Annotated in this window: 18 protein-coding genes; 4 read left to right on the plus strand and 14 right to left on the minus strand. The window is 75.2% G+C overall.

What is annotated here, in order from left to right:
- Positions 1-147: 147 nt before the first annotated feature.
- The 7 genes from ACGF5G_RS24680 to pcaF form a co-directional block, all read right to left on the minus strand.
- On the minus strand, positions 148-915 hold the full coding sequence (locus ACGF5G_RS24680) for a 3-oxoacyl-ACP reductase (protein WP_393266637.1): 768 nt from the start codon (positions 913-915) through the stop codon (positions 148-150).
- 5 nt (positions 916-920) lie between these two features.
- Positions 921-2,285, minus strand: a complete 1,365-nt coding sequence (locus tag ACGF5G_RS24685; RefSeq protein ID WP_393266639.1) for an aldehyde dehydrogenase family protein — start codon at positions 2,283-2,285, stop codon at positions 921-923.
- A gap of 27 nt (positions 2,286-2,312) precedes the next feature.
- Positions 2,313-3,677: a glutamine synthetase family protein gene (locus tag ACGF5G_RS24690; protein ID WP_393266642.1), complete on the minus strand. Its 1,365-nt coding sequence runs from the start codon at positions 3,675-3,677 to the stop codon at positions 2,313-2,315.
- A 491-nt stretch (positions 3,678-4,168) separates the two neighbouring features.
- Positions 4,169-4,669, minus strand: a complete 501-nt coding sequence (locus ACGF5G_RS24695) for a DUF456 domain-containing protein (protein ID WP_393266645.1) — start codon at positions 4,667-4,669, stop codon at positions 4,169-4,171.
- Positions 4,666-6,840: a putative bifunctional diguanylate cyclase/phosphodiesterase gene (locus ACGF5G_RS24700; RefSeq protein ID WP_393266648.1), complete on the minus strand. Its 2,175-nt coding sequence runs from the start codon at positions 6,838-6,840 to the stop codon at positions 4,666-4,668. Before ACGF5G_RS24700 ends, ACGF5G_RS24695 begins: the two co-directional genes overlap by 4 nt.
- 4 nt (positions 6,841-6,844) lie before the next feature.
- Positions 6,845-7,663, minus strand: a complete 819-nt coding sequence (locus ACGF5G_RS24705) for an SAM-dependent methyltransferase (protein WP_393266650.1) — start codon at positions 7,661-7,663, stop codon at positions 6,845-6,847.
- Between the two features lie 279 nt (positions 7,664-7,942).
- Positions 7,943-9,148 (minus strand): 3-oxoadipyl-CoA thiolase, encoded by a 1,206-nt coding sequence (gene pcaF / locus ACGF5G_RS24710; RefSeq protein WP_393266652.1) that lies wholly within the window; start codon positions 9,146-9,148, stop codon positions 7,943-7,945.
- Between the two features lie 107 nt (positions 9,149-9,255).
- Between pcaF and ACGF5G_RS24715 the strand changes: the two genes are divergently transcribed.
- From ACGF5G_RS24715 to ACGF5G_RS24730, 4 genes are all read left to right on the plus strand, one after another.
- On the plus strand, positions 9,256-10,221 hold the full coding sequence (locus ACGF5G_RS24715) for a glutathione S-transferase family protein (RefSeq protein ID WP_393266654.1): 966 nt from the start codon (positions 9,256-9,258) through the stop codon (positions 10,219-10,221).
- The gene (locus ACGF5G_RS24720) at positions 10,214-10,891 is read left to right on the plus strand and encodes a DUF998 domain-containing protein (RefSeq protein ID WP_393266657.1); all 678 of its coding nucleotides are present in this window, start codon (positions 10,214-10,216) and stop codon (positions 10,889-10,891) included. The genes ACGF5G_RS24715 and ACGF5G_RS24720 overlap by 8 nt, the downstream gene beginning before the upstream one ends.
- A 264-nt stretch (positions 10,892-11,155) precedes the next feature.
- Entirely contained in the window at positions 11,156-12,463 is a 1,308-nt protein-coding gene (locus tag ACGF5G_RS24725; protein WP_393267005.1) for a dicarboxylate/amino acid:cation symporter, read from the plus strand.
- A gap of 196 nt (positions 12,464-12,659) precedes the next feature.
- On the plus strand, positions 12,660-13,727 hold the full coding sequence (locus ACGF5G_RS24730; RefSeq protein WP_393266660.1) for an NADH:flavin oxidoreductase/NADH oxidase: 1,068 nt from the start codon (positions 12,660-12,662) through the stop codon (positions 13,725-13,727).
- 46 nt (positions 13,728-13,773) lie between these two features.
- Here ACGF5G_RS24730 and ACGF5G_RS24735 read toward each other — a convergent pair whose 3' ends face one another.
- From ACGF5G_RS24735 to ispG, 7 genes are all read right to left on the minus strand, one after another.
- Complete coding sequence (locus ACGF5G_RS24735; protein WP_393266662.1) at positions 13,774-17,313, minus strand: ATP-binding cassette domain-containing protein; 3,540 nt, start codon at positions 17,311-17,313, stop codon at positions 13,774-13,776.
- A gap of 142 nt (positions 17,314-17,455) precedes the next feature.
- Positions 17,456-18,049, minus strand: a complete 594-nt coding sequence (locus ACGF5G_RS24740) for a TetR/AcrR family transcriptional regulator (RefSeq protein WP_393266665.1) — start codon at positions 18,047-18,049, stop codon at positions 17,456-17,458.
- 38 nt (positions 18,050-18,087) lie between these two features.
- Positions 18,088-20,322 carry a YhgE/Pip family protein gene (locus ACGF5G_RS24745; protein WP_393266667.1) on the minus strand — a complete coding sequence of 745 codons (2,235 nt, stop codon included), beginning with the start codon at positions 20,320-20,322 and terminating at the stop codon, positions 18,088-18,090.
- Positions 20,319-21,203 carry an ATP-binding cassette domain-containing protein gene (locus ACGF5G_RS24750; protein ID WP_393266670.1) on the minus strand — a complete coding sequence of 295 codons (885 nt, stop codon included), beginning with the start codon at positions 21,201-21,203 and terminating at the stop codon, positions 20,319-20,321. Before ACGF5G_RS24750 ends, ACGF5G_RS24745 begins: the two co-directional genes overlap by 4 nt.
- A 116-nt stretch (positions 21,204-21,319) precedes the next feature.
- A complete protein-coding gene (locus ACGF5G_RS24755; RefSeq protein WP_393266673.1) occupies positions 21,320-22,159 on the minus strand; it encodes a GNAT family N-acetyltransferase in 840 nt (279 codons plus the stop codon).
- Between the two features lie 54 nt (positions 22,160-22,213).
- Positions 22,214-23,440, minus strand: a complete 1,227-nt coding sequence (locus ACGF5G_RS24760; RefSeq protein WP_393266676.1) for an MFS transporter — start codon at positions 23,438-23,440, stop codon at positions 22,214-22,216.
- A 119-nt stretch (positions 23,441-23,559) separates the two neighbouring features.
- Entirely contained in the window at positions 23,560-24,732 is a 1,173-nt protein-coding gene (gene ispG, locus ACGF5G_RS24765; RefSeq protein ID WP_357693921.1) for a flavodoxin-dependent (E)-4-hydroxy-3-methylbut-2-enyl-diphosphate synthase, read from the minus strand.
- Positions 24,733-24,737 lie beyond the last annotated feature (5 nt).

Consider the following 24,737-nt stretch of genomic DNA (forward strand, 5'->3'; position numbering starts at 1 on the left):
GCCCGATGATCCATCCGGCCGTGCCCCGCTCAGTACCCTGACGGGCCGGCAACGTAACGCATGCCACGCCCTGGTCGCTGATTACGTCCGCTCGGCCGGCCGTCGGCTGCTCGACGGCACCTCCCCCGCCATCCGGAGGGCGCGGGCTCACAGCGGGGTGACGTACGCGCCGGTGATGCCGCCGTCGACCACGAACTGCGCGGCGGTCATGAAGGAGGCGTCGTCGCTGGCGAGGAAGGCCACCGCGGCGGCGATCTCCTCCGGCCTGCCGAACCGCCCCATCGGCACGTGCACCAGCCGGCGGGCCGCGCGCTCCGGGTCGGCGGCGAAGAGCTCCAGCAGCAGCGGGGTGGCGACCGGGCCGGGGCAGAGCGCGTTGACCCGGATGCCCTCCCGGGCGAACTGCACGCCCAGTTCCCGGGTCATCGCCAGCACCCCGCCCTTGCTCGCCGTGTACGCGATCTGCGAGGTGGCCGCGCCCATCAGCGCCACGAACGAGGCGGTGTTGACGATCGAGCCCTTGCCCTGCCGGCGCATGTGCGGGATGACGTGCTTGCAGCAGAGGTAGACGCTCGTGGTGTTGACCCGCAGCACCCGCTCCCAGGCGTCCAGCCCGGTCTCCAGGATGGAGTCGTCCTCCGGCGGGGAGATGCCGGCGTTGTTGAACGCGATGTCGATCCGCCCGTGCCGCTCGGCCACCCCGTCGAAGAGGTCCCGTACGGCCGCCTCGTCGGCGACGTCCGCCGCGACGAACTCGCCGCCCACGGAGTCGGCGGCCCGCTTGCCGGCCTCCGGGTCGATGTCCACGCAGACCACCCGCGCCCCCTCGGCGGCGAACCGCCGCACGGTGGCCAGCCCGATCCCGCTGCCCGCACCGGTGACCACGGCCACCCGGTCCTGAAGACGACCCTGCACGCGCCTCACTCCTCCGTTGCGATGAACACGTTCTTGACGTCGGTGAAGGCGTGCAGCGCGTCCGGGCCCAGCTCGCGGCCCAGCCCGGAGCGCTTCATCCCGCCGAAGGGGGTCCAGTACCGCACCGAGGAGTGCGAGTTGACGCTGAGGTTGCCCGCCTCGACCGCCCGCGCCACCCGGACGGCGCGGCCCACGTCCCGGGTCCAGACCGAGCCGGACAGGCCGTACTCGGTGTCGTTGGCGAGTCGCACCGCGTCGGCCTCGTCGTCGAACGGGAGCACCGAGACGACCGGGCCGAAGATCTCCTCCCGCCAGTGCCGGTCCGCCGTGGAGTCGGCGAGCAGCACCGTCGGGGCGTACCAGAAGCCGGGGCCGTCGGGGCGGGAGCCGGTGAAGGCGACGGTCGCCCCGTCGACGTACCCCGCGACCCGGTCCCGCTGGCCGGCGGAGATGAGCGGGCCCATCTCGGCGGTCTCCCGGGCCGGATCCTCCACCCGCAACGCCCGCACCGCCGGCTCGAGCAGCTCCAGGAAGCGGTCGTACGCCGGCCGCTGGACCAGGATCCGGGACCGGGCGCAGCAGTCCTGGCCGGCGTTGTCGAAGACGGCGTACGGGGCGGTCGCCGCCGCCTTCTCCAGGTCGGCGTCGGCGAAGACCAGGTTGGCGCTCTTGCCGCCCAGCTCCAGGGTCACCCGCTTCACCTGGGCGGCACAGCCGGCCATGATCCGGGTGCCGACCTCGGTGGAGCCGGTGAAGCAGACCTTGCGGACGGCGGGATGGGTGACGAACCGCTCCCCCACCACGGACCCGGCTCCCGGCAGCACCGTGAACACGTCCTCGGGCAGCCCCGCCTCGCGGGCCAGCTCGGCCAGGCGCAGCGCGGTCAGCGGGGTCAACTCGGCGGGTTTGAGCACCACCGTGTTGCCGGCCGCGAGCGCCGGCGCGAAGCCCCAGGCGGCGATCGGCATCGGGAAGTTCCACGGCACGATCACCCCGACCACGCCGAGTGGTTCGTGGAATGTCACGTCCAGCCCGCCCGGCACGGGGATCTGCCGCCCGGTCAGCCGCTCCGGCGCGCCCGCGTAGTAGTCGAGCACGTCCCGGACGTTGCCCGCCTCCCACCGCGCGTTGCCGACGGTGTGCCCCGAGTTGCGCACCTCCAGCTGCGCCAGCTCCTCCAGGTGCGCGTCCACCAGCGCGGCGAACCGGCGCAGCAGCCGCGCCCGGTCCCCCGGCGCCAGTGCCCGCCACCGCGGGTACGCCGCGTCCGCCCGCCCGATCGCCGCGTCGACCTCGTCGGCCGAGGCCGACGGCACGACCGCCACCACCTCGCCCGTCGTCGGGTTCACCACCTCGGTCACGGGCCCCATCCCTTCCCGTCGATCACGCGGTCGAGGTCAGAGGCGTTCGAAGCCACGGAAGAGCTCCCAGTCGGTCACGGCGGCGTCGAAGGCCGCCAGTTCGACCCGCGCCTGGTTGGCGTAGTGCGCCACCACCTCGTCGCCGAATGCCTCCCCCGCCACCGTCGAGGACTCCCACCGGGCGAGGGCGTCACGCAGCGTGCCGGGGACCCGCTCGGCGGCCGGGTCGTCGTACGCGTTGCCGGTGCACTCCTCGCCCAGCTCCAGTCCGCGCTCGATGCCGTGCACGGCGCCGGCGACCAGCGCGGCGATGGCCAGGTACGGGTTCACGTCCGCCCCCGGGACCCGGTTTTCCACCCGCATGCCCTGCCCGTGCCCGACCAGCCGCAGGGCGCAGGTGCGGTTGTCCGTGCCCCACCGCAGCGCGGTCGGGGCGAACGACCCGGGCTGGTAGCGCTTGTAGGAGTTGACGTTCGGGGCGAACAGGAGGCTGAACTCCTGCATGGTGGCGAGCAGCCCGGCCAGCACCCGCCGCCCGGTCGCCGACAGGTGCGCCGGCCCGTCGCCGAGCAGCGCCGACCGGCCGTCCGCGTCACGCAGGGAGAAGTGGATGTGGCAGGAGTTGCCCTCCCGCTCGTTCGGCTTGGCCATGAAGGTGATCGACATGCCCTCCTGGGCGGCGATCTCCTTCGCCCCGTTCTTGTAGATGACGTGGTGGTCGGCGCAGGCCACCGCCTCGTCGTAGCGGAAGGCGATCTCGTGCTGGCCCAGGTTGCACTCCCCCTTCGCGCTCTCGGGGGTCAGCCCCGCCCCCGCCATCTCCCGGCGGATGCGGCGCAGCAGCGGCTCCACGCGGGCGGTGCCGAGCAGGGAGTAGTCCACGTTGTACTGGTTGGCGGGGGTCAGCTCCCGGTAGCCGCGCCGCCAGGCGTCCTCGTAGGAGTCGCGGAACAACACGAACTCCAGCTCCGTGCCGGCGTACGCGGTCAGCCCGTGCCCCGCCATCCGGTCCAGCTGACGGCGCAGGATCTGCCGGGGCGAGGCGGCCACCGGCCCTGACCCGTCCAGCCAGGCCAGGTCCGCCAGGAGCAGCGCGCTGCCCGGCTGCCAGGGCACCCGGCGCAGCGTGTCGAAGTCCGGCACCATGGCGAAGTCGCCGTAGCCGCGTTCCCAGCTCGACATCGCGTACCCGTCGACGGTGTTCATGTCGACGTCCACGGCGAGCAGGTAGTTGCAGCCCTCGCTGCCGTGCGCGACGACGTGGTCGAGGAAGTGGGGGGCGTGGAACCGCTTGCCCTGCAACCGGCCCTGCATGTCCACCAGGGCCAGCACCACGGTGTCGATCTCGCCCTCGGCGATGGCGACCCGCAGTTGTTCCAACGTGAGCGGAGCTTTCCTCATCGGCGGGCCTCCATCACCAAGGTCTACTGGCTAACCTGACCACCGTCAATGCCCAGCCCCGGATCCCGGCAACCGCCCGGGGTGGGTGCGCCGGGCTCGCTCCCGCCGACCGGCCCGGCGAGCGGGCAAATTGCGTTGCCGTCCGGGCGCGTGCGCCGCATGCTTGAGCCCGTGACCAGGCCCGATCGCGACGGGCCACCGCCGGGCGCTCGGACCGCCCCGGCACCGCGGCGGCGCGGGGCACGTCACCTCTCTCTCACCCGTGCGGCGCTGCGCCGTACCCGACGCCCGCCCCGCGCCGCCGCCCCACCACCACGCCGTCAGGTCAGCAGCAGACCGACGACCCAGAGCGCCGCCACGAGCAGGCCGGCGAGGAACTCGACCAGCATGGACAGGCCGGCCGCCGCCACGGCCTGCTTCGTCTCTCTCACCCGTGCGGCGCTGCGCCGTACCCGACGCCCGCCCCGCGCCGCCGCCCCACCACCACGCCGTCAGGTCAGCAGCAGACCGACGACCCAGAGCGCCGCCACGAGCAGGCCGGCGAGGAACTCGACCAGCATGGACAGGCCGGCCGCCGCCACGGCCTGCTTCGTCGCCGGCCAGGCCAGCCGGGAGTCGCCCAGCCGCAGCCGCTCCGCCGCCCACACCCCGCCGACGAAGCCGAGCACCAGCCCGACCACCGGTACGACGAAGAAGCCGACCAGTCCCAGCACGCCGCCGGCGAGCAGCGACGAGGTGGGCACCCCGGTGCGTTTCAGGTTCCGCCCCGGCCAGGCGTACTTCACGACGGTGCCGCCGGCGACGACCACCGTGGCGGCGGCGAGCACCGCCCAGCGCCCCGGCCCGGCGCCGCCGAAGAGCGCCCAGACCAGCACCCCGCCCCAGCACAGCGGCAGCGCCGGCAGGCCGGGCACCACCACGCCGGCCAGCCCGGCGAGGATGGCCAGCGCGGCGAGGACGGCGACGGCCGCCTCGGTGTCGGCGAGGCTCATGCCGCGGCTCCGTGCCCGCCGCCGCGCAGCCGGGCCGTGATCTCCGCCGCCGGCGCCGGCGGGCCGAAGTACCGCCCCTGCCCGGTGTCGCAGCGCAGCGCCCGCAGCCGCTCGGCCTGTACCCCGGTCTCGACCGCCTCCGCGGTGACCCACAGCTCCAACGCGTGCGCCAGCCGCACCAGCGCGTCCACGATCCGCTCGTCCCGGTGGTCGGTGGCCGCCTCCGGGCCGTCGCCCCGGATCCCCTCGACGAACGGGCCGGCCAACTTGAGGCAGTGGATCGGCAGCCGCCGCAGGTACGCCAGGTTCGAGTAGCCGGTGCCGAAGTCGTCGATCGCCAGCCGTACGCCCAGCGCGGCCAGCCGGTGCAGCGACCGCAGCGGCTCCCCCGCGGTGCCCATCACGGCGCTCTCGGTCAACTCCAGTTGCAGCAGCCCGGCCGGGAGCCCGGTGGAGGCCAGCGCGTCGGCGACGGTCTCCACGATCCGCGGGTCGTCGGCCTGCCGGGCGGCCAGGTTGACGCTGACCACCAGCCGGGCCGCGGGGAACTCGCGCCGCCACTCCTCCGCGTCCCGGCAGGCCTGCCGCAGCACCCACTCGCCGAGGCGGACGATCAGGCCGGTCTCCTCCGCCAGCCCGATGAACCGGTCCGGCCCGATGAGCCCCAGCTCCGGGTGCTGCCAGCGGACCAGCGCCTCCACGGCCAGCATCGAGCCCTCCAGCAGGGACACGATCGGCTGGTAGTGGAGCACGAACTCGTCCCGGTCCAGCGCCGCCGGCAGCCCGGCGGCCAGCGCGGAGCGGGCGATGTCCCGGGCGCCGCGCTCCGGGTCGTAGACCGCCCACCGGCCGCGGCCCTCCGCCTTCGCCCAGTAGAGCGTGGTGTCGGCGGCCTTCATCAGCTCCGAGGCGCTCGTCCCGCCGACGGGACACTCGACGATGCCGACGCTCGCCGAGACGGCGAGCTGGTGCTCGCCGATCCGGACCGGGGCGGAGACGGCGGCCAGAGCCGCCTCGGCGACGGCCACCGCGTCGTCGATGCCGGTGCCGTCGTCGACCAGGATGACGAACTCGTCCCCGCCCATCCGGGCGACCAGGTGGCCGCGCCCGGCGACGCACTCGGCGAGCCGCCGGGCGATCACCACCAGCAGCCGGTCACCGAGGTCGTGGCCGAGGCTGTCGTTGACCGCCTTGAAGCCGTCCAGGTCGAGAAAGCAGACCCCGACGCGGTGGTCCGCGTCGGCCATCTCGAAGACCTGGCCCAGCGTCTCGAAGAACAGGGTCCGGTTGGGCAGGCCGGTGAGCGGGTCGTGCAGCGCCTGGAAGCGCAGCCGCTGCTGGAGCTCGTACCGCTCGGTGATGTCCTCGATCATCGCGACGGTGAACCGGGGCCGGCCGTCGTCGTGCCGGATCAGCGAGACGGACAGGTCGGTCCAGACCACGCTGCCGTCCTTGCGGTGGTAGCGCTTCTCCACCCGGGCGCTGTCGTGCTTGCCCTCGACCAGCTCCTGGTAGAGCTCCCACATCCCGGCCGCGTCGTCGACGTGGAACAGCGACGCCACGTTGATCTGCCGCAGCTCCTCGACGGAGTAGCCGAGCATGTCCGCGAACGCCTGGTTGACGTCGATGATCCGACCGTCGATGCCGGCGATGCCGATGCCCGTGGGCGCCCCGACGAAGACCGCCCGGAACCGGGCCTCGCTGTCACGCAGGGCCTGCTCCACCTCGTCCCGCGCCTGCCACGCCGAGCGGGCGATCCGCTCCTGCTGGGCGAAGGTGCGGTCGCGCAGGGCGCGGGCGAACCCGGCGGCCAGCCCGCCCTGCAGGGCCGCGACCCGCTCCACCGTCTCGTCGTGGTGCGCCCGGGCGGGCAGCACCTCGGGAAGGAAGCGCTCGCCGAGGGCCCGCACCGACCAGTCGAGCACCCGCGGCTCCGTCAGGTGCTCCTCGACCAGTGCGCGCCCGACCTCCTCGGCCGGCAGGGCCGAGAAGGGTTCGGCGAGCACGGCCAGCGCCAGCCGGACGGTGTGCAGGTGCAGCAGCCGCTCGGTCTCGGCCGCGCTGAGCGGCACGAAACCGAGCCGGCGCACCGCCCGGGACCACTCGGTCGCGTACCGCAGGGCGCCCGACCGGCTGAGGTCGTCGCCGCCGGGCTCCGGTACGGCGCCCATGGGCTCAGGCGGTGGGCTGGTCGTACCGGGCGACGCCGCCGAAGGCACCGAACCGCTCCGGCTGGTCGTCCACGTCGGACGGCGAGTCCGGACGCCAGAGCGGCATGTGCACCACGCCCGGCTCCAGGATCGTCCAGTCGCCGAAGAAGCTGGTGACCTCGGCCCGCGAGCGCAGCGTGATCTCGGTGTCGGTACGCGCCGAGAGGCGCTGCGCGTCGAGCATCTCCTGCGGCTGGTCCTCGAAGGTGGAGTGCGAGATGACCAGGAAGCTGCCCGGGGCGGCGGCGGCCCGCAGGGTGGCCAGGACGTCGCCGGGTCGGTCGGCGTCCGGGATGAAGTGCACCACCCCGGCGAGCAGGATGCCCAGCGGCCGGCTGAAGTCGAGCAGCGCCAGCTCACGGGCCTCGGTCAGGATCCGCTCCGGCTCGCGCAGGTCGGCGTGGATCACCCCGGTCAGCTCGTTGCCGGCGAGCAGCTCCCGGCTGTGCGCCACCGCGACCGGGTCGATGTCGACGTAGACCACCCGGGCCTTGGGGTTGGCCGTCTGGGCGACCTCGTGCACGTTGCCGACGGTCGGGATGCCGGAGCCGATGTCGAGGAACTGGTCGACCCCGGCGTCCAGCAGCGTACGCACGGCCCGGCGCAGGAACTCGCGGCCGGCGCGCATGGTGGCCGCCAGGTTGGGGGTCATGCCGGCGATCTGCTCGGCGAGCTGCCGGTCGATCTCGAAGTTGTGCGCCCCGCCGAGGAAGTAGTCGTAGACCCGGGCCGCGCTCGGCCGGGAGAGGTCGATCTCGGCGGGAAGTCCGTCCGGCATCTGCACTGCTGCACCCCATGTCGTCGCCGCGGTGCGGGAGGGAACCGGCGTCGGGGCGCGTGGGGGGCACGCGGAGCCACACCGGCCGACCCGCGGATCGAGTGGTGCTCACCACTCTAGGCCGCCCACTCCCGGCACGGCGAGGTCCCATGACCCACTTCGTCGGCCCGTCCGGTGTCCGTCACCGACCGGACACCCGGGCGCCGACCGGCCCGCCCCGCGCCCCTCCGGCCGGCGGGGGCGGCGGGCCCAGGACGGGCCGGCCGTTCTCCGACCGGCGACGGGTCAGCCGGCGGACTCCAGCAGCAGCGAGATGCCCTGCCCCACGCCGACGCACATGGTGGCGAGCGCCCGTCGCCCGCCCCGGCGCCGCAGCTCCAGCGCCGCGGTCAGGGCCAGCCGGGCGCCGCTCGCGCCGAGCGGGTGCCCGAGCGCGATCGCCCCGCCGTTCGGGTTGACGTGCTCGGCGTCGGTGGGCAGGCCCAGCTCGCGCAGCACCGCGACGGACTGCGCGGCGAACGCCTCGTTCAGCTCGATCACGTCGACCGCGTCGAGGCCGACGCCGAGCCGGTCGAGCAGCTTCCGGGTGGCCGGCACCGGCCCGACGCCCATGGTCCGGGGCGGTACGCCGGCCGCGGCGGCCCCGGCGAACCGGGCCAGCGGGGTCAGGTTGTACCGGGTCACGGCCGCCTCGGAGGCGACCAGCAGCGCCACCGCGCCGTCGTTGACGCCGGAGGAGTTGCCGGCGGTCACCGTGCCGCCCTCGCGGAACGGGGTGGGCAGCGCGGCCAGCTTCTCCAGCGAGGTCTCCCGGGGGTGCTCGTCGACCTCGACGAGCTTCGTCTCGCGCCGCCCCGCCGGCACGCTCACCGGCACGATCTCCTCGGCGAACCGGCCGTCGGCCTGCGCCTTCGCGGCCCGCTGCTGCGACCGGTACGCGAACTCGTCCTGCTCGGCCCGGCCGACGCCGTACTCGGCGGCGACGTTCTCCGCGGTCTCCGGCATGGAGTCGATGCCCCAGTGCTTCTTCATCAGCGGGTTGACCAGCCGCCAGCCGATGGTGGTGTCGTACACCTCCGCGTTGCGGGAGTACGGGGTCGTCGCCTTCGGCATCACGAACGGGGCGCGGCTCATGCTCTCCACCCCGCCGGCCACGACGAGGTCGGCCTCGCCGGCCACGATCGACCGGGCGGCGGTGGCCAGGGCGTCGAGGCCCGAACCGCAGAGCCGGTTGACCGTGCTGCCGGGCACCTCCTCGGGCAGCCCGCCGAGCAGCGCCGCCATCCGGGCCACGTTGCGGTTGTCCTCCCCGGCCTGGTTGGCGCAGCCCAGGATCACGTCGTCCACCCGCGCCCAGTCCACCGACGGGTGCCGGGCGACCAGCTCGCGGATCACGTGCGCGGCCAGGTCGTCGGGGCGGACGCCGGCGAGGGCGCCGCCGTACCGGCCGATCGGGGTGCGGACACCGGCCACCAGGTATGCCACGGTCATCAGCGCGATCCTTCGGGGGGTGGGAAGGGGCGGGGGCAGGCGCTTTCCGGGTCACGGGGTCGCCCGGCCGCCAGGATATCCGCGCGCCCAGCGGATAGGTTGACGGCATGGCCCGGGCCCAGTTCAGCGCAGAGACCAGCGGCGGTGGCGCGTTCGTCCGCCAGCCCAACCGGTTCACCGGTCGGGTCACCCCCCACTCGACCTCTCCCGCAGGGGGCGGCCCGGACGACCAGGACCGCTGGCCGCTGGAGCCGGGCCGCTACCGACTGATCTGGTGCCGGGCCTGCCCCTGGGCGCACCGGGCCCGGATCGTCCGTAACCTGCTCGGCCTCCAGGACGCGATCTCACTCGGCACGGTCGACCCGATCCGCGACGAGCGCGGCTGGCGGTTCAGCCTCGACCCGGACGGGTTCGACCCGGTGCTCGGCATCGGCTTCCTCTCCGAGGCGTACCTGGCCACGGACCCCGACTACACCGGGCGGGTCACCGTGCCGGCCCTGGTCGACACGCACACCGGGCGGGTGGTCACCAACGACTATCCGCAGCTCACCCTCGACTTCTCCACCGAGTGGCGCAGCCTGCACAAGCCGGGCGCGCCGGACCTCTACCCGGTGGAGCTCCGCCCGGAGATGGACGCGCTGATGGCGGAGATCCACCGGGACGTCAACAACGGCGTCTACCGCTGCGGCTTCGCCACCTCGCAGGCCGCGTACGAGGAGGCGTTCACGGCGCTGTTCGCCCGGCTCGACGCGCTGTCGGAGCGGCTGGCGGGCCGGCGTTACCTGATGGGCGACGCGATCACCGAGGCCGACGTGCGGCTGTTCACCACCCTGGTCCGCTTCGACGTGGCGTACCACGGGCACTTCAAGTGCAACCGGCAGAAGCTCACCGAGATGCCGGTGCTCTGGGCGTACGCGCGGGACCTGTTCCAGACGCCGGGCTTCGGCGAGACGGTCGACTTCGACCACATCAAGCGGCACTACTACGGCACCCACGCGGCGATCAACCCGACGGGCATCGTCCCGCTCGGCCCCGACACCTCCGGCTGGACGACGCCGCACGGGCGTGGCTGAGCCGCGCCGGGCGGACCCGACCGCCGCCCCGGGCGTGGCCGAGCCGCGCCGGGCGGGCCCGACCGTCTCCCCGTCCCGGGCCGCCGCCGCGTCGGCCGCGACCGGCTGCATCGTCGCGGGCGCGACCGCCGTGACCGTCGCCGTGGTCGCCGGTCCCGGCCCGGGCCTGACCGGGTACGTCAGCGAGGCGGGCGTCACCGACAGCGCGTACGCCCCGGCGTACCGGATCGGGGTCTTCGCCCTCGCCGCGGCGCTGCTGCTGCTCGCGGCGGCGCTGCCGGCGGGGCTGCGGGTCGCGGCCGCGCTGCTCGCCACCGGGAGCCTCTGCACCCTGGTCTCGGGCGCGGTGACGTGCAGCGCGGGCTGCCCGCTGCCGCCGTTCGAGCGGGCCACGGCGGCCGACCTGGTGCACGGCGGGGCGAGCATCGTCGCGACCGCGGCGGTGGTCTTCGCGATGCTGGCGATCGCCTTCCCGCCCGGGGCCGACCGGTCGCTGCGCCAGCTGGCCGCCGGGGCGGCGGCGGTGGCGCTGCCGCTGGCCGGGGTGGTGGGGCTGGCGATGCTCGCGGTGGGCCGGGGCGCCCTGGTCGGGGTGCTGGAGCGACTGCTGCTCCTGGTGGCGCTCCTCTGGGCCACCGCCACCGCCACCACCATCGCCCTCCGCCGGTAAGGAAGGGCACCTTGTTAACGCCTCCGGTAGAGGAAGGGCCCCTTCCAAGCATTCGCTGTAAGGAGCGTCACCGGAGTCGATCCTTCCGGTCAGTCGGCCGGGGGGATAACCTCGGCGGGCGATGACCAACGTCTGGCACCTCACCGTGCGCCTGTATGTCGACCTCCGACTGCAGGCCAGCGGCATCTGTCCGGCGCAGCCGCTCTCCTGACGCTGCCCCGTTCGACCCTCCAGACCCTGGGACACATCCTCATGGCTTCCGCCCTGCGCAAGATCCCCTTCTCCGTGCAGATCCTGCTCGGCCTCGTCCTCGGCGTGGCGCTCGGCTTCCTCGCCCGCGCCAACGACCTGAGCTGGCTCACCAGCACCCTCGACACCGTCGGCGGCCTCTTCGTCCAGCTCCTCAAGCTGGCCGTGCCGCCGCTGGTCTTCACCGCCATCGTGGTCAGCGTCGTCAGTCTGCGGGGGGTGGCCAACGCCGCCCGGCTCGCGCTGAAGACCCTGCTCTGGTTCGGCGCCACCGCGTTGGTCGCCGTGGCCGTCGGCATCGGGCTCGGCCTACTCACCAACCCCGGCCGTGGCGTCACCCTGGACACCGCCGGCGCCGCCGCCCCGAAGAGGACCGGCTCCTGGACCGACTTCCTCACCGGCATCGTGCCGACCAACCCGGTCGGCGCGTTCGTCGAGGGCAACGTGCTCCAGATCGTCTTCCTGGCCCTCGTCATCGGCGCCGCGGCGCTGCTGGTCGGCGAGAAGGCCGAGCCGTTCGTGGCGCTCAACCGGGCGCTGCTGGAGATCGTCCAGAAGGCGCTCTGGTGGGTCATCCGGCTCGCCCCGATCGGCACGCTCGGCCTGATCGGCAACGCCGTCGCCTCGTACGGCTGGAACCTGGTGGCCCCGCTCGCGAAGTTCACCACCGCCGTCTACGTCGGCTGCGCGATCGTGCTGTTCGTGGTCTACCCGCTGGTGCTGCTGGCCGCCGGCCGGCTCAACCCGCTGCGCTTCTTCGCCGGCGCCTGGCCCGCGATCGAGCTGGCCTTCGTCTCCCGTTCCTCGGTGGGCACGATGCCCGTGACCCAGCGCTCGGTCGAGCGGCTCGGCGTCCCCCGCGAGTACGCCTCGTTCGCGGTGCCGTTCGGCGCGACCACGAAGATGGACGGCTGCGCGGCGATCTACCCGGCCCTCGCGGCGATCTTCGTCGCCCAGGTCTTCGGGGTGGACCTCGGCGTCACCGACTACCTGCTGATCGCCTTCGTGTCGGTGGTCGGCTCGGCTGCCACCGCCGGCCTGACCGGCGCGATCGTGATGCTCACGCTGACCCTGAGCACGCTCGGCCTGCCGCTGGCCGGCGCCGGCCTGCTGCTGGCGATCGACCCGATCCTCGACATGATCCGCACCGCCACCAACGTGGCCGGTCAGGCGCTGGTGCCGACCATCGTCGCGGCCCGCGAGGGCACGCTGGACCGGACCGCGTACGACTCGGCCGGCCGGCGCTCGCCGCTCGACCCGGCGGACGCCGACGCCGACGCCCGGTCCCGCCGGCCGGAGGACCTCAGCCCCGTCCCGGCCTGAGGACTCCTCCCGCCCGCCGCTGCGGGACGCCGCTGCGGCACCTCCCCGGCGGACCACGCCCGCCACGACCCCGGCGGGCCAGCCCCGCCACGACCCCGGCGGGACGTCCGGGCGACGCCCACCACCGACGGGCGCGTCGACGCCGAGGAGGACCTCCGTGGGGAGGTCCTCCTCGGCCGGTAGAGAGGATGACGACATGAGTGTCCTGTTCACGCCGCTGGCCCTGCGCGCGGTGACCCTGCCCAACCGGATCGCCCTGGCGCCGATGTGCCAGTACACCGCCGGCCCGGACGGCCTGCCCACCGACTGGCACCTGGTGCACCTCGGCGGCCGGGCGGTCGGCGGCGTCGGCCTGGTGCTGACCGAGGCCACCGCGGTGGTGCCGGAGGGGCGGATCAGCCCCCAGGACACCGGGCTCTGGTCCGGGGCGCACGTCGACGCCTGGCGGCCGGTGACCGCGTTCGTCGCGGCGCACGGCACCGTGCCGGCGGTACAGCTCGCGCACGCCGGGTTCAAGGCGTCGACGTACCGGCCGTGGGCGCCGCGCCGGGGCGGGGTGCCCGACGCCGAGGGCGGGTGGACGCCGGTCGGCCCCGGGTCGACGCCGTTCCTGCCCGACCACCGGGTGCCGACCGCCCTGGACGAGGCCGGGATCGCCGGCGTGGTCGAGGCGTTCGCGGCGGCGGCCGGGCGGGCCGTCGACGCCGGGTTCGCCGCCGTGGAGATCCACGCCGCGCACGGCTACCTGCTGCACGAGTTCCTCTCGCCCCTGACCAACCACCGGCAGGACGGCTGGGGCGGGGACCGGGCCGGCCGGATGCGGCTGACCCTGGAGGTGGCCCGGGCGGTCCGCGCGGCGGTCGGCGAGGACGTGCCCGTGCTGACCCGGATCTCCGCCACGGACTGGGAGCCCGATGGCTGGACGGTCGAGGACAGCGTGGTGCTCGCCGGCGAGCTGGCCGGTGCCGGGGTCGACCTCGTCGACTGCTCCTCGGGCGGCGCGTCCAGCACCGCCACGATCCCCGTCGGCCCGGGCTACCAGGTGCCGCTGTCCGCCCGGGTACGCCGCGAGGCGGGCGTGGCCACCGGCGCGGTCGGCCTGATCGTCGAGCCGGAGCAGGCCGAGGAGATCGTCGCCGCCGGCGACGCCGACCTGGTCCTGCTCGGGCGGGAACTCCTGCGCGACCCGTACTGGCCGCACCGCGCCGCCGCCAAGCTCGGCGCCACCCCCACCTGGCCCGCCCAGTACACCCGCGCCCGCTGACCCCACCCCCTCCCCGGCCCCCTCGCGGTGGGGCCGGGAGAGCGGGTCAGCCGGCCAGGTGGGACCAGTGCGGTTCCAGGTCGCGCCAGGGGCCCTGGGCGGCGACCGAGCCGGACAGCAGGACCACGACGTGGTCGGCCCGCACCAGGGCGGCCCGCTTCGAGGTCGAGCCCACCACGGTCACCCCGTGCTCGCGCAGGGCCTGCCAGAGCGCCAGCTCCGTGGTGACGTCCAGCGCCGAGGACACGTCGTCGGCGACCAGCAGCTCGGTACGCGGCGCGAGCGCCCGGGCCAGCGCGAGGCGCTGCAGCTGCCCGCCGGAGAGCCGGGTGCCCTTGTGCCCGATCAGCAGCCCGAGCCCGCCCCCGGCCGCCGCCAGGTCGTGGTCGAGCTGGGCGGTCGACACCGCCGCGGCGGCGTCCACCTGGTGGCCGAGCGTGATGTTGTCGGCCACCGTGCCGGAGAGCACCCGGGGCAGCTGGCCGACGTAGCCCACCTGGTTGGGGCGCAGGAACAGCTCCGGCTCGGTGACCGGCTCGCCGTTCCAGGTCAGCAGGCCGGTGTGCGGCGCGATGCCGGCGAGCGCCCGCAGCAGCGACGACTTGCCCGCGCCGACCGGCCCGACGACCAGCACCAACTGGCCGCGTTCCACCGTCAGGTCGACGTCGCGGACGGCCACCGTCCCGTCGGTGTGCCGGACCCCGAAGCCCGTCAGCTCCAGCCGGCGCAGCGGGCGCCGGGGCGGCACGTCCGGCGCCGGGGCGGTGCCCGCGCCGAGGTCCACGTCCGGCACCGCCGCCGAGTACGCCGCCACCCCGGTCATCGCCACCGTCCGCCGCGTCCACACCCGTGCGGAGGGGATCTGCGAGATCAGCGACGCCGTCGTCCAGGCGAACCAGCGGGCCGCCGCCAGGGTGGCGACCGCGACCAGGGTGGCGCCGGCCGACAGCTCGCCGGCCAGGAACAGCGCCCACGCGCCGATCGGCAGCAGGCCGCTGACCAGCGACGGGGTCGACCGCGACCACACCTGCACCGCGATCTCGCGGCGTTGCCGGTCGCTACGGACCACGTCGAGGTCGGCCAGGTGGGCCAGCACCGGCCGGGTGGCCCCGGCGAGTTTCACCGTACGGGCGGCCGACAGCGAGGAGACCAGGGCGGTGGCGAACGCGGCCCGCGCGGCGACGGTGGCCCGGGCGGAGCGCTCCAGCCGCGGCCCGAACAGCGTCGCGGCCAGCCCGGAGACCACCATCGTCCCGGCGAAGAACAGCCCCGGCACGACGCTGCCGGTCACGGCCGTCATCGCCGCCAGCAGCACGAGCGAGATCCCCTGGTCGCTCACGTTGTCGGCGAGCTGCACCACCCGCTCGGTGTCGCCGCCCTGGGCCACCACCTCCGCCGGGGTGTGCCCGCTGACCCGGCGCGGCCCGGTCTGCCCGTGCACCAGCCGCAGGCTGATCCGCAGCATCTGCCGGACCCACCACTGCGGGAACCGGTAGCCGGTGAACCAGTGCACCGGCAGGGTGACCAGCAGGGCGGCGACGATCCCCACCGCCGGCAGCCAGGGGTCCCCGACGCCGTCGACCAGGTCGGCCCAGAGCCAGGGCAGCACCGGCCCGTCCATCCCCAGGACCACCAGCAGCACGAACATCGCGAGCGAGGCCAACCCGTACCGGGCGTCGTTGACGCACAGCCGCAGGACCTCCCGCAGCCCGCGCAGGCCACGCAGCCCCCGGGGCGACGCCGGGGCCGTCGCCTCGGGCTCCGCCGCCGGCGTCGGGTCGCCGTCGGGCGCGGCCGGCCGCCCGGCCTCCGGCTCCACCGGGTCGGGGCCGGCGGACGGCCACGGGTCCGGCGGGCCGGTCAGCAGGTCCACCCCGCCGGACCGGGCCCCCGACCCCGCGTGCGCGTACGCGGTGGCGTGGCTGCTGGCGAGCAGGTCGGCGAAGCGGGCCGACTCCCGCAGCGGGCCCGCCTCGACCACCGCCCCGTCGGCCATCACCACCACCTCGTCGCAGCGGCGTACGGACGAGAGGCGGTGCGCGATGACGATGCCGATCCGGTCGCGCAGCAGCCGCTCGGTGGCCTGCTGCACCCGCGCCTCGGTGACCGGGTCGAGACGGGCGGTGGCCTCGTCGAGGATCACCACGTGCGGGTCGCGCACCAGGATCCGGGCGAAGGCGACCAGTTGCTCCTGCCCGGCCGAGAGCACGTGCCCACCCTCGCCGAGCCGGGTCTCCAGGCCGTCGGGCAGCTCGGCGATCCAGCCCGCCAGGCCCAGCTCGTGCAGCGCCCGGGCGGCGGCGTCGCGCAGTTCCGGCTCGAACAGCGCGACGTTCTCGGCGAGGGTGCCGGCGAGGATCTCCGTGCGCTGGGGCACCACGGCGATCCACCGACGCAGCTGCTCGACGTCGAGGTCACGCACGTCGCGGCCGGCCAGGAAGACCGTCCCTGGTGGCACGTCGACGGCCCGGGTCAGCACCTTCGCCAGGGTGGACTTGCCGGAGCCGGTCCGGCCGACCAGGGCGTACGAGCGGCCACGGGCGAAGGTCAGGTGGACGTCACGCAGCGCGGGGCCGCGCCCGCCGTCCGGCTCGGCGCCGTCGTAGTGGAAGGTGAGGCCGCGGACCAGCAGGTCGCCCTCGGTCGGGGCGGCCCCGCCCACCGGCTCCTGCGGGGAGTTCGCCAGCAGTTGCACCCGGCCCCACGCGCCGAGGGCGTACTGGAGCTCGGGGACCATCCGGCTGACGTGCTCGACGGTCATGCCGAACCCGATCGCGAGCAGCCAGACGGCGGTGAGCCGGGCGCCGTCGACCCGGCCGGTGGCCAGCGCCCACGCGCCGCCGAGCACCACGGCGGCGATCCCGGCCAGGGTGGCGCCGGCGGCCACCGTGGTGACCCGGGCCGACATCCGCCACACGCGGACGCCCCGGTCGAGCACCTCGGCCGCCCGCCGGGCGTAGAGGCGCAGCACGTACGGCCGGGCCAGGCTGGTCCGCACGTCGTCCTGGCCGTGGACGGCCTCCTCCATCACGGCGGCGAGGTCGGACCACGCCTCCTCCTCGGCCATCCGGGCCGGGGCGATCCGCGCGGTGGGCCGGCGCAGGCCGACCGCGAGCAGCACCGTGAGCAGCAGCATCCCGACGCCGGCCGGCCACCAGACCGCGAGGGCGACGACCGTCGAGAGCAGGCCCGTCGTCAGCGCCTGCGCGATCCGTACGCCCTGGTTGCGCACCGCGGCGGCGACCTGGTAGACGTCGCCGTCGATGCGGTCGAGCAGCTCGCCGACCGGAGTGGTCTCCAGGGTCGGCAGGTCCTGCCCGAACGCCACCCGGCACAGCCGGCGGCGCACGTCGGCGGACCAGTCGGCGGTCAGCCCGGCCATCAGCAGGCTGACCACGAGGTCGGTGAGCACGGCGGCGACCAGCGCCACCGCCAGCAGCGCGAAGAACCCGGCGGCGCGGTGCACCAGGACGGGACCGGCCAGCGCGGCGGCGGCGGCCTGACCGCCGGCGCCGAACACGATCAGGCAGGTCACGACCGCCATACGGCGGGGCGAGGTGACCCACAGGTCCCGGAGCAGACGCATCGGAGTCCCTTCGGGAAGGCAGTGGGGAGACGTCCAGCCTGCTCGGTGGGGGTGTCCGGTTCAACGCATTTACGGCCCGCCCGGCACCCGGTGACACCCGGAAGCCGACCTTCCGACGCCGCCCGGGCGCGGGGCGGCCGGGTCAGGTCCGGGCGACCCGACGGACGATGCCGAGCAGCGCCTCCTCGACGTCCTCGATCGGCCGGTCCGGCTGGAACACCAGCCAGTCCACCGCCACCACCAGCCCGACGCCGAACAGCGCGGACGAGGCGGTCCGCACGTCCAGGTCCGCGGGCAGGTCGCCGGCGGCCACCCCGGCCCGGACCGTCTCGGCGATCACCTCGATCGCCTCGCCGCGCAGCAGCCGCAGCGTCTGCTGCCACTCCCGGTTCGTCCGCCACATCTCGGAGAGCAGGAGCTGCGCGAAGGCCCGGTACCGCCGGATGTACTCCAGCTCGGCGCGCACCAGCGCCGCCAGCGCCTCGCGCGGCGGCAGCCCGGCCACGGCGGCCCGGAACTCGGCGGTGAGCAGGCCGATCCCGTGCCGGAGCAGCTCCTCGAAGAGCACCGTCTTGGACTCGAAGTTGTAGTAGACGGTGCCCTTGGCCACCCCGGCGCGGGCCGCGATGTCGTCCACGGTGGTCGCCGAGAAGCCCTGTTCGGCGATGAGCTCCACGGCCGCCTCGAAGAGGCGCTGGCGGGTGTCCTCCCGCCGCCGCGACCGTCCGTCCGTCACTGGCCCTCCCCGTCCGCACCTCCGGCCCGTCAGCATCCTCACATGGACAGCTCGGGGTGCAGGGTGGCCGGGGTCAGGCGGCGCGCCCGGCGGGCGGTGACCACGGTGAGCGCGAGCGCCGCCGCGCCGAAGCCGGCCAGCACCAGCGCCCCCGTGCCGACGGGCCCGGCCGACCCGCCGTTGACGGTGTGCCGCAGGGCCGTGACCACGTAGGTCATCGGCAGCCAGGGGTGGATCGCCTGGAAGAAGCCCGGTGAGGTCTGCACCGGATAGGTGCCGCCGGACGAGGTGAGCTGGAGCATCAGCAGGGCCAGCGCGGCGAGCCGGCCGGCGGGCCCGAGCAGCGCGCCGAGCCACTGCACGATCGCGGTGAAGGCGAGCGCGGCCAGCGCGAGCAGGCCGAGGGTGGCCGCCGGGCGCGCCGGGTCGAGGTCGAGCGCGAGGGTCACCACCGCGAAGAGCACCCCGGCCTGGGCCAGCCCGATCGCCGCGGCGGGCAGCCAGCCCGCCAGCGCCACCCGCCAGGCGGGCGCGCCGGACATCACGTGCCGCCGGTTGACCGGCCGCAGCAGCATGTACGTGATCATCGCGCCGACCCAGAGGGCCAGCCCGAGGAAGTACGGGGCGAAGCCCACGCCGTACGCGCCGGCGGCGTTGCGGGCGGTGCGGTCCAGCGAGACCGGGTCGCCGAGGACGGCGGCGCGGGCCTCCGCGTCGGCGTACCCGGGGATCTTCTCCTCCCCCTCGGCGAGGCCGTCGGCCAGGTCGCCGGCGCCGCCGCCCAGCCGGGTCAGGCCGGCCGCGAGGTCGCCCGCGCCGCTCTCCAGCCGGGTGAGGCCGACGGCGAGCCGCTCGCCACCGGCGCTGAGCCGGTGCAGGCCGCCGTCGAGTTCCCGGGCGCCGGTGGCCAGCCGGAACAGCCCGCCGCGCAGCTCGCCGGCGCCGGTGGCCGCCGTGCCGAGGCCGTCGCGCAGCTTGGCGCTGCCCTCGGCGAGGGTGCCCAGCCCGGTGGCCAGCTCGTTGACCTTGGCCTGGGCGGCGACGACGTCGTCGGCCAGGTGGGGCGCCCCGGCGGCGATCTCCCGGGCGGTGGCGGCGACCCTGGTCATCCGGTTCTCCAGGGTGGTCAGGTCGGCGTCGTCCAGCGTGCCGGCCACGGTGCGGGCCGCCTCGACGGTGGCCTTCGCGGCCGTACGGGCGGCCACCACGCTGGGATCGTCGGCGAGTTCGGGGTGCGCGGCGACCAGCGCGTCGAGCCGGTCGCGGACCTGCTCGGCCTGGCTGACCGCCTCCTGTGCCCGCCGGGGCAGGGCGTCCAGCCCGTCGGCGAGCGCCTGCGCCCCCTCGGCGATCGCCGTGGCCGACTCCTCGATCCGCTTCGCGTTGTCCCTCAGCACCGGCTCGATCCGGCCGGCCGCGCCGTTGACCCTGTCCGCCACCGCGCGGGTCTGCGTCGCGGCGCGGGCGGTGCCGTCGGCGAGCTGCACCGCCCCGGTACGCAGTTCGCCGAGCCCGGCGGCGAGTTCGTCGGCGCCCTTCGCGGTCTTGTCGAGCCCCGCCGAGAGGCTGCCCGCCCCGGTCGCGGACGCGTCCAGCCCGTCCGCGAGCTGGCCCGCGCCGTCCTGCGACGTGCCCAGCCCGTCGGCTACCCTGCCCGCGCCGGTGGTGGAGGAGTCGAGCCCGTCGGCGAGCTTCGCGGCTCCGTCGGCCGCCCGGCCGGTCTCGGCCTTGGCGTCGGTGAAGCCCACGAGCATCTTCTCGAAGTAGTTCCCGGCGGCGCTCTGCGCGGCGGCGGCCCGGATCTCGCTGAACGCCGTGCGGGCCAGCAGCCCGGAGAGGTAGTTGGTGGCGTCGTCGTTGACCACCCGCAGCTCGCCCCGCCGGGCGGGCCGGTCGGGCTCCGGGCTGTCCGCCAGGCTGGCGGAGAAGTCCTCCGGGATCGCGAAGACCAGGTGGTAGCGGCCGCTGCGCAGGCCGGCGGCGGCGTCCCCGGCGTCGGTGACGTGCCAGCCGAAGACCCGCCGGTCGAGCAGCTCGTCGGCGAGGTCCTGCCCCGCGTGCACGACCGTGCCGTCACTCGCGGTGGCGGGGCGGTCGGCGTTGACCAGCGCCACCGGGATGCGGTCCAGCTTGGCGTACGGGTCCCAGAAGGCGTAGAGGTAGAGCGCCCCGTAGAGCAGCGGGACGACGGTGAGCACGGCGAGCGCGGCGCGGGGCAGCCGGCCCCGGGTCAGCCGGCGCAGCTCGAACCGGGCGAGTCGGAAGACGCTCATCGGGCCACCTCGACGGTCTCGGTCGGATCGGTCTCGTCGCCCGGACCAGCGGCGGCGGGCGGCCCGGCCGCCGCCTCGGACGATCCGGCCGCCGCCTCGGACGATCCGGCCGCCGCCTCGGACGATCCGGCCGCCGCCTCGGACGATCCGGCCGCCGCCTCGGTCAGCCGGGCGCTGGCCTCGGGCGGTCCGGCCGCCGCCTCGTCGGGGGGTGACGGCGCGGCCGGGGGGTCACCGAGGCGGTGCACGATCGCGGGGCTGTCCGCCTCGACCGCGCGGGCACTGGCGACCACCGCGTAGCCCTGGTCGGCCAGGCGGGTGAGCGTCGCCCAGAGCCGGGCGCGTTCCGGGGCGTCGCAACCGGCGTCCACGTCGTCGGCGACGATCAGCCGGGGCGCGCCCAGGGTGGCCAGGACCAGGCCGAGCACCTGCCGTTGCAGCGGGGTGAGGTCGCGCCCCCGGGTGTCCGGGTCGAAGGGCGCCTCCCCGGTGAGCCCGGCCCCGGCGATCGCGGCGGCGAAGGCGTCCCGCCGGTACGCCCGGCGGGCCCGCAGCGCGGCGACCGGCACCAACTGCCGCCGGCGGCGGGGCACCGGCCCGAGCAGCAGCAGCCGCTCCCGGACATGCTCGGCAACGGTCAGCGCGGGGTCGGGCTCGTGCACGCCGGCGACCTGCCCCAGCGCGGCGGGGCCGTGCCGGGTCAGCCGTCCCTCGCTGGTCGGGAAGCGGCCCGCCAGGGCGAGCAGCAGCGAGGTGCGTCCGCTGCCGGGCGGGCCGGTCACCGCGTGCAGTTCACCCGCGGCGGCGGTCAGGTCGACGTCCCGGAACACCCACCCCCGCCGGGTACGCAATCCCAGCCCGCGCGCTTCGACGACCACCATCCGACCCGGCCCACCTTCTTGAACTGACTGGTCAGTGCAAAAACATGCCCAGCCTAGCCCCGGTCGTCCGGTTCGGCACTCCCGCCGGGGGTGATCCGGGCCATGCCCGGGAAGGTTCAGAAGAGCACGGTGGCGAGCGTGCCGACCGGGCGGAAGCCGCAGCGCTCGTAGACCCGGCGGGCCGGCAGGTTGAAGTCGTTGACGTAGAGGCTCACGGTCGGGGCGACCCGCAGCAGCGCGTCGCGCACCACGGCCGCCATCGCCGCCGTCGCGATACCCCTCCCCCGCCACTCGGGGGCCACCCAGACCCCTTGCACCTGGGCGGTCCGGCGGGTCACCACCGCCAGCTCGGCCTTGAACACCACCTGACCGTCGACGAACCGCGCGTACGCCCGCCCGGCCCGGACCAGTTCGGTGACCCGCCGCCGGTAGCCGCGCCCGCCGTCGTCGGCGAGCGGCGAGACGCCCACCTCCTCGGTGTACATGGCCACCGCCGCCGGGAAGAGCCGGTCGATCTCCCCGCCGCGCACCAGCCGCACCTCCGGGTCCGCCCGCAGCGCCGGCAGCGCGTCGGTGGCCAGCAGCGGCTGGTTGGGGCGTACGTCCCGGGCCGGCCCCCAGACGTCGGCGAGCCGGTCCCAGAGGCCGAGCACGGCGTCGGCCCGGCCCACGATCGACGAGCAGAGCCGCTCCTCGCCGGCGAGGAGGTCGGCGTAGGCGGCGACGGCCGGCTCGGTGGCGAGGACGGGGGTGAGGTTGCCGCCCAGCCAGCAGACGGACTCCAGGTGGCGGCGGGTGCCGTAGCCCAGCACCCGACCCTCGGCGCGCCACCAGGCCAGGCCGCGCGCGGCGACCCGCTCCGCGACCTGCGCGCCCGCGAACGGGTCGAGGTCGAGCAGCCGCTCGACAGCGCGGCGCTCCGACTCCCCGAGTTGCCGTACCGGCACCGTCAGCACGGATACCAGCCTGCCAGATCCGCCCCCCGCCGCGCCGGTCGAGTGGCGAGAGGACTACGGCACCGGGACCGGTCGCGGCGCGGGCGCTGCGCCCCGGTTGCGGGCGGCCCAGCCGACCACTCCGGGCACCAGGGCACCGAGCAGCAGGAACAGCCCACCGAGCAACAACCAGCCGGGCACGCCCCACCCGACGGCCAACGTGGTCACCACCACCGGCGCGATCATCCGGCCCAGCTCGAAACCCATGCTGTACGCCCCCTGGTACTGCCCGTGGGCGTGCTCGGGCGCAAGCCCGAAGGAGATCCCCCAGCCGGCGGCGGAGTGCCACAGCTCCCCGACGACGTGCGCGAGCGCGCCGGCGACCAGCAGCGCGACGGCGGCGACCGTCGGCAGCCCGCCGCTGGCGGCGAAGAGGACGCAGGCGGCGGCGATGGCGAGCCCGGCGCGCCGCGACGCCCGGGCCGCCCCGGCGAGGCTCTCGGTGCCCCGCGCGGCGCGGACCTGGAAGAGCACCACCACCAGGGTGTTGACCAGCATCAGCCCGGAGATCACCCAGGCCGGCGCCCGGGTGTGCCCGACGATCCACAGCGGCAGGGCGATGTTGAGCAGCCCGAAGTGCATCGACATCAGGCCGTCGAGCACGGTGAACGCCAGGAAGGGGCGGTCCCGCAGCGCGACCAGCCGGGGGCCCTGCGTGGGGGCGGGCGCGGGGGCGATGGCCGGCAGCCGGGTGAAGACGGCGGCGGCGAGCAGGTACGTCGTCGCGGCGGTGACGATCAGCGCCACGTACGCCGACCGGGTGTCGGCGGCGAGCGCGAAGCCGGCGAGCACGGCGCCCACCGAGATCCCGACGTTGGTGGTGGCGCGCAGGTAGGCGCGGGTGCGGACCCGCTGGTCGGCGGGGACGGAACCGGCGATGAGCGCGCCCCGGGCGCCCCGGTCGGCGGCGTCGGCCAGGGCGGTGGCCGCACCGACGGCCAGGAACGCGGCGAACGACTGGACGGTCACCAGGGCGGCGGTCAGCGCGCCCCCGGCGACCAGCGCGGCGACCTGGGTGCCCCGGGGCCCGAGCCGGTCGGCCAGGTAGCCGGTCGGCGCGCTGGCCAGCAGGCCGACCAGGGCCGAGACGGTCAGCCCCACGCCCACCTCGGTGGCGGTGAGGCCGACCGAGCGGGTGAGGAAGAGCGCGCTGGCCACCAGCCACAGGCCGCGCCCGACGGTCCGCACGAGGGTGCCGAGGGTGAGGGTCCGGGCCGGGCCCGGTTCAGGAAGCAGCCGCACGCCCACACCCTAGCAAGACGTACGTACGGTTTGGTAACCGGGTGCCGGCGTACGCCGTGAAAGCGCACCGGCCCCGACCGCCGGGTGGCGGTGGGGCCGGTGCGCGACGGCGCGGTGGGTCAGTGCACGGAGACGGTGGCGCCCGGCAGCAGGCCGCGCAGCTCCTCCGGCAGCTCGGCACCCATCTCGTCGGCGATGCGCAGCGCCTCCTCGATCAGCGTCTCCACGATCTGCGCCTCGGGCACGGTCTTGACGACCTTGCCCTTGACGAAGATCTGGCCCTTGCCGTTGCCGGAGGCCACGCCCAGGTCGGCCTCGCGGGCCTCGCCCGGGCCGTTCACGACGCAACCCATCACGGCGACCCGCAGCGGCACCGGCAGCCCCTCCAGGCCGGCGGTGACCTCCTCCGCGAGCTTGTAGACGTCGACCTGGGCCCGGCCGCAGGACGGGCAGGAGACGATCTCCAGGCCGCGCTCGCGCAGCCCGAGCGACTCCAGGATCGCGGCGCCGACCTTGATCTCCTCCACCGGCGGGGCCGACAGCGAGACGCGGATCGTGTCGCCGATCCCCTCGGCCAGCAGCGCGCCGAACGCCACCGCCGACTTGATCGTGCCCTGGAACGCCGGGCCGGCCTCGGTGACGCCCAGGTGCAGCGGGTAGTCGCACTTCTCGGCGAGCTGGCGGTAGGCCCGGATCATCACCACCGGGTCGTTGTGCTTCACCGAGATCTTGATGTCGCGGAAGCCGTGCTCCTCGAACAGCGAGCACTCCCACAGCGCCGACTCGACCAGCGCCTCGGCGGTGGCCTTGCCGTACTTGGCCAGCAGCCGCTTGTCCAGCGAGCCGGCGTTCACGCCGATCCGGATCGGCACGCCCGCGTCGCCGGCCGCCTTGGCGATCTCCTTGACCTTGTCGTCGAACTGCCGGATGTTGCCCGGGTTCACCCGGACCGCCGCGCAGCCCGCGTCGATCGCGGCGAAGACGTACTTCGGCTGGAAGTGGATGTCGGCGATGACCGGGATCTGCGACTTCTTCGCGATCGCCGGCAGCGCCTCCACGTCGTCCTGGCTGGGCACCGCGACCCGGACGATCTGGCAGCCGGACGCGGTCAGCTCGGCGATCTGCTGGAGGGTGGCGTTGACGTCGGACGTGAGGGTGGTGGTCATCGACTGCACGGAGACCGGCGCGCCCCCACCGACCGGCACGGAGCCGACCATGATCTGGCGGCTGGCCCGGCGCGGGGCGAGCGGCGGAGGCGGTACGGCCGGGATGCCGAGACTGACAGCGGTCACTTCAG

It is taken from the genome of Micromonospora sp. NPDC047730 (genome assembly GCF_043204765.1).
In the GTDB taxonomy this organism is placed as follows: Bacteria; Actinomycetota; Actinomycetes; order Mycobacteriales; family Micromonosporaceae; genus Micromonospora.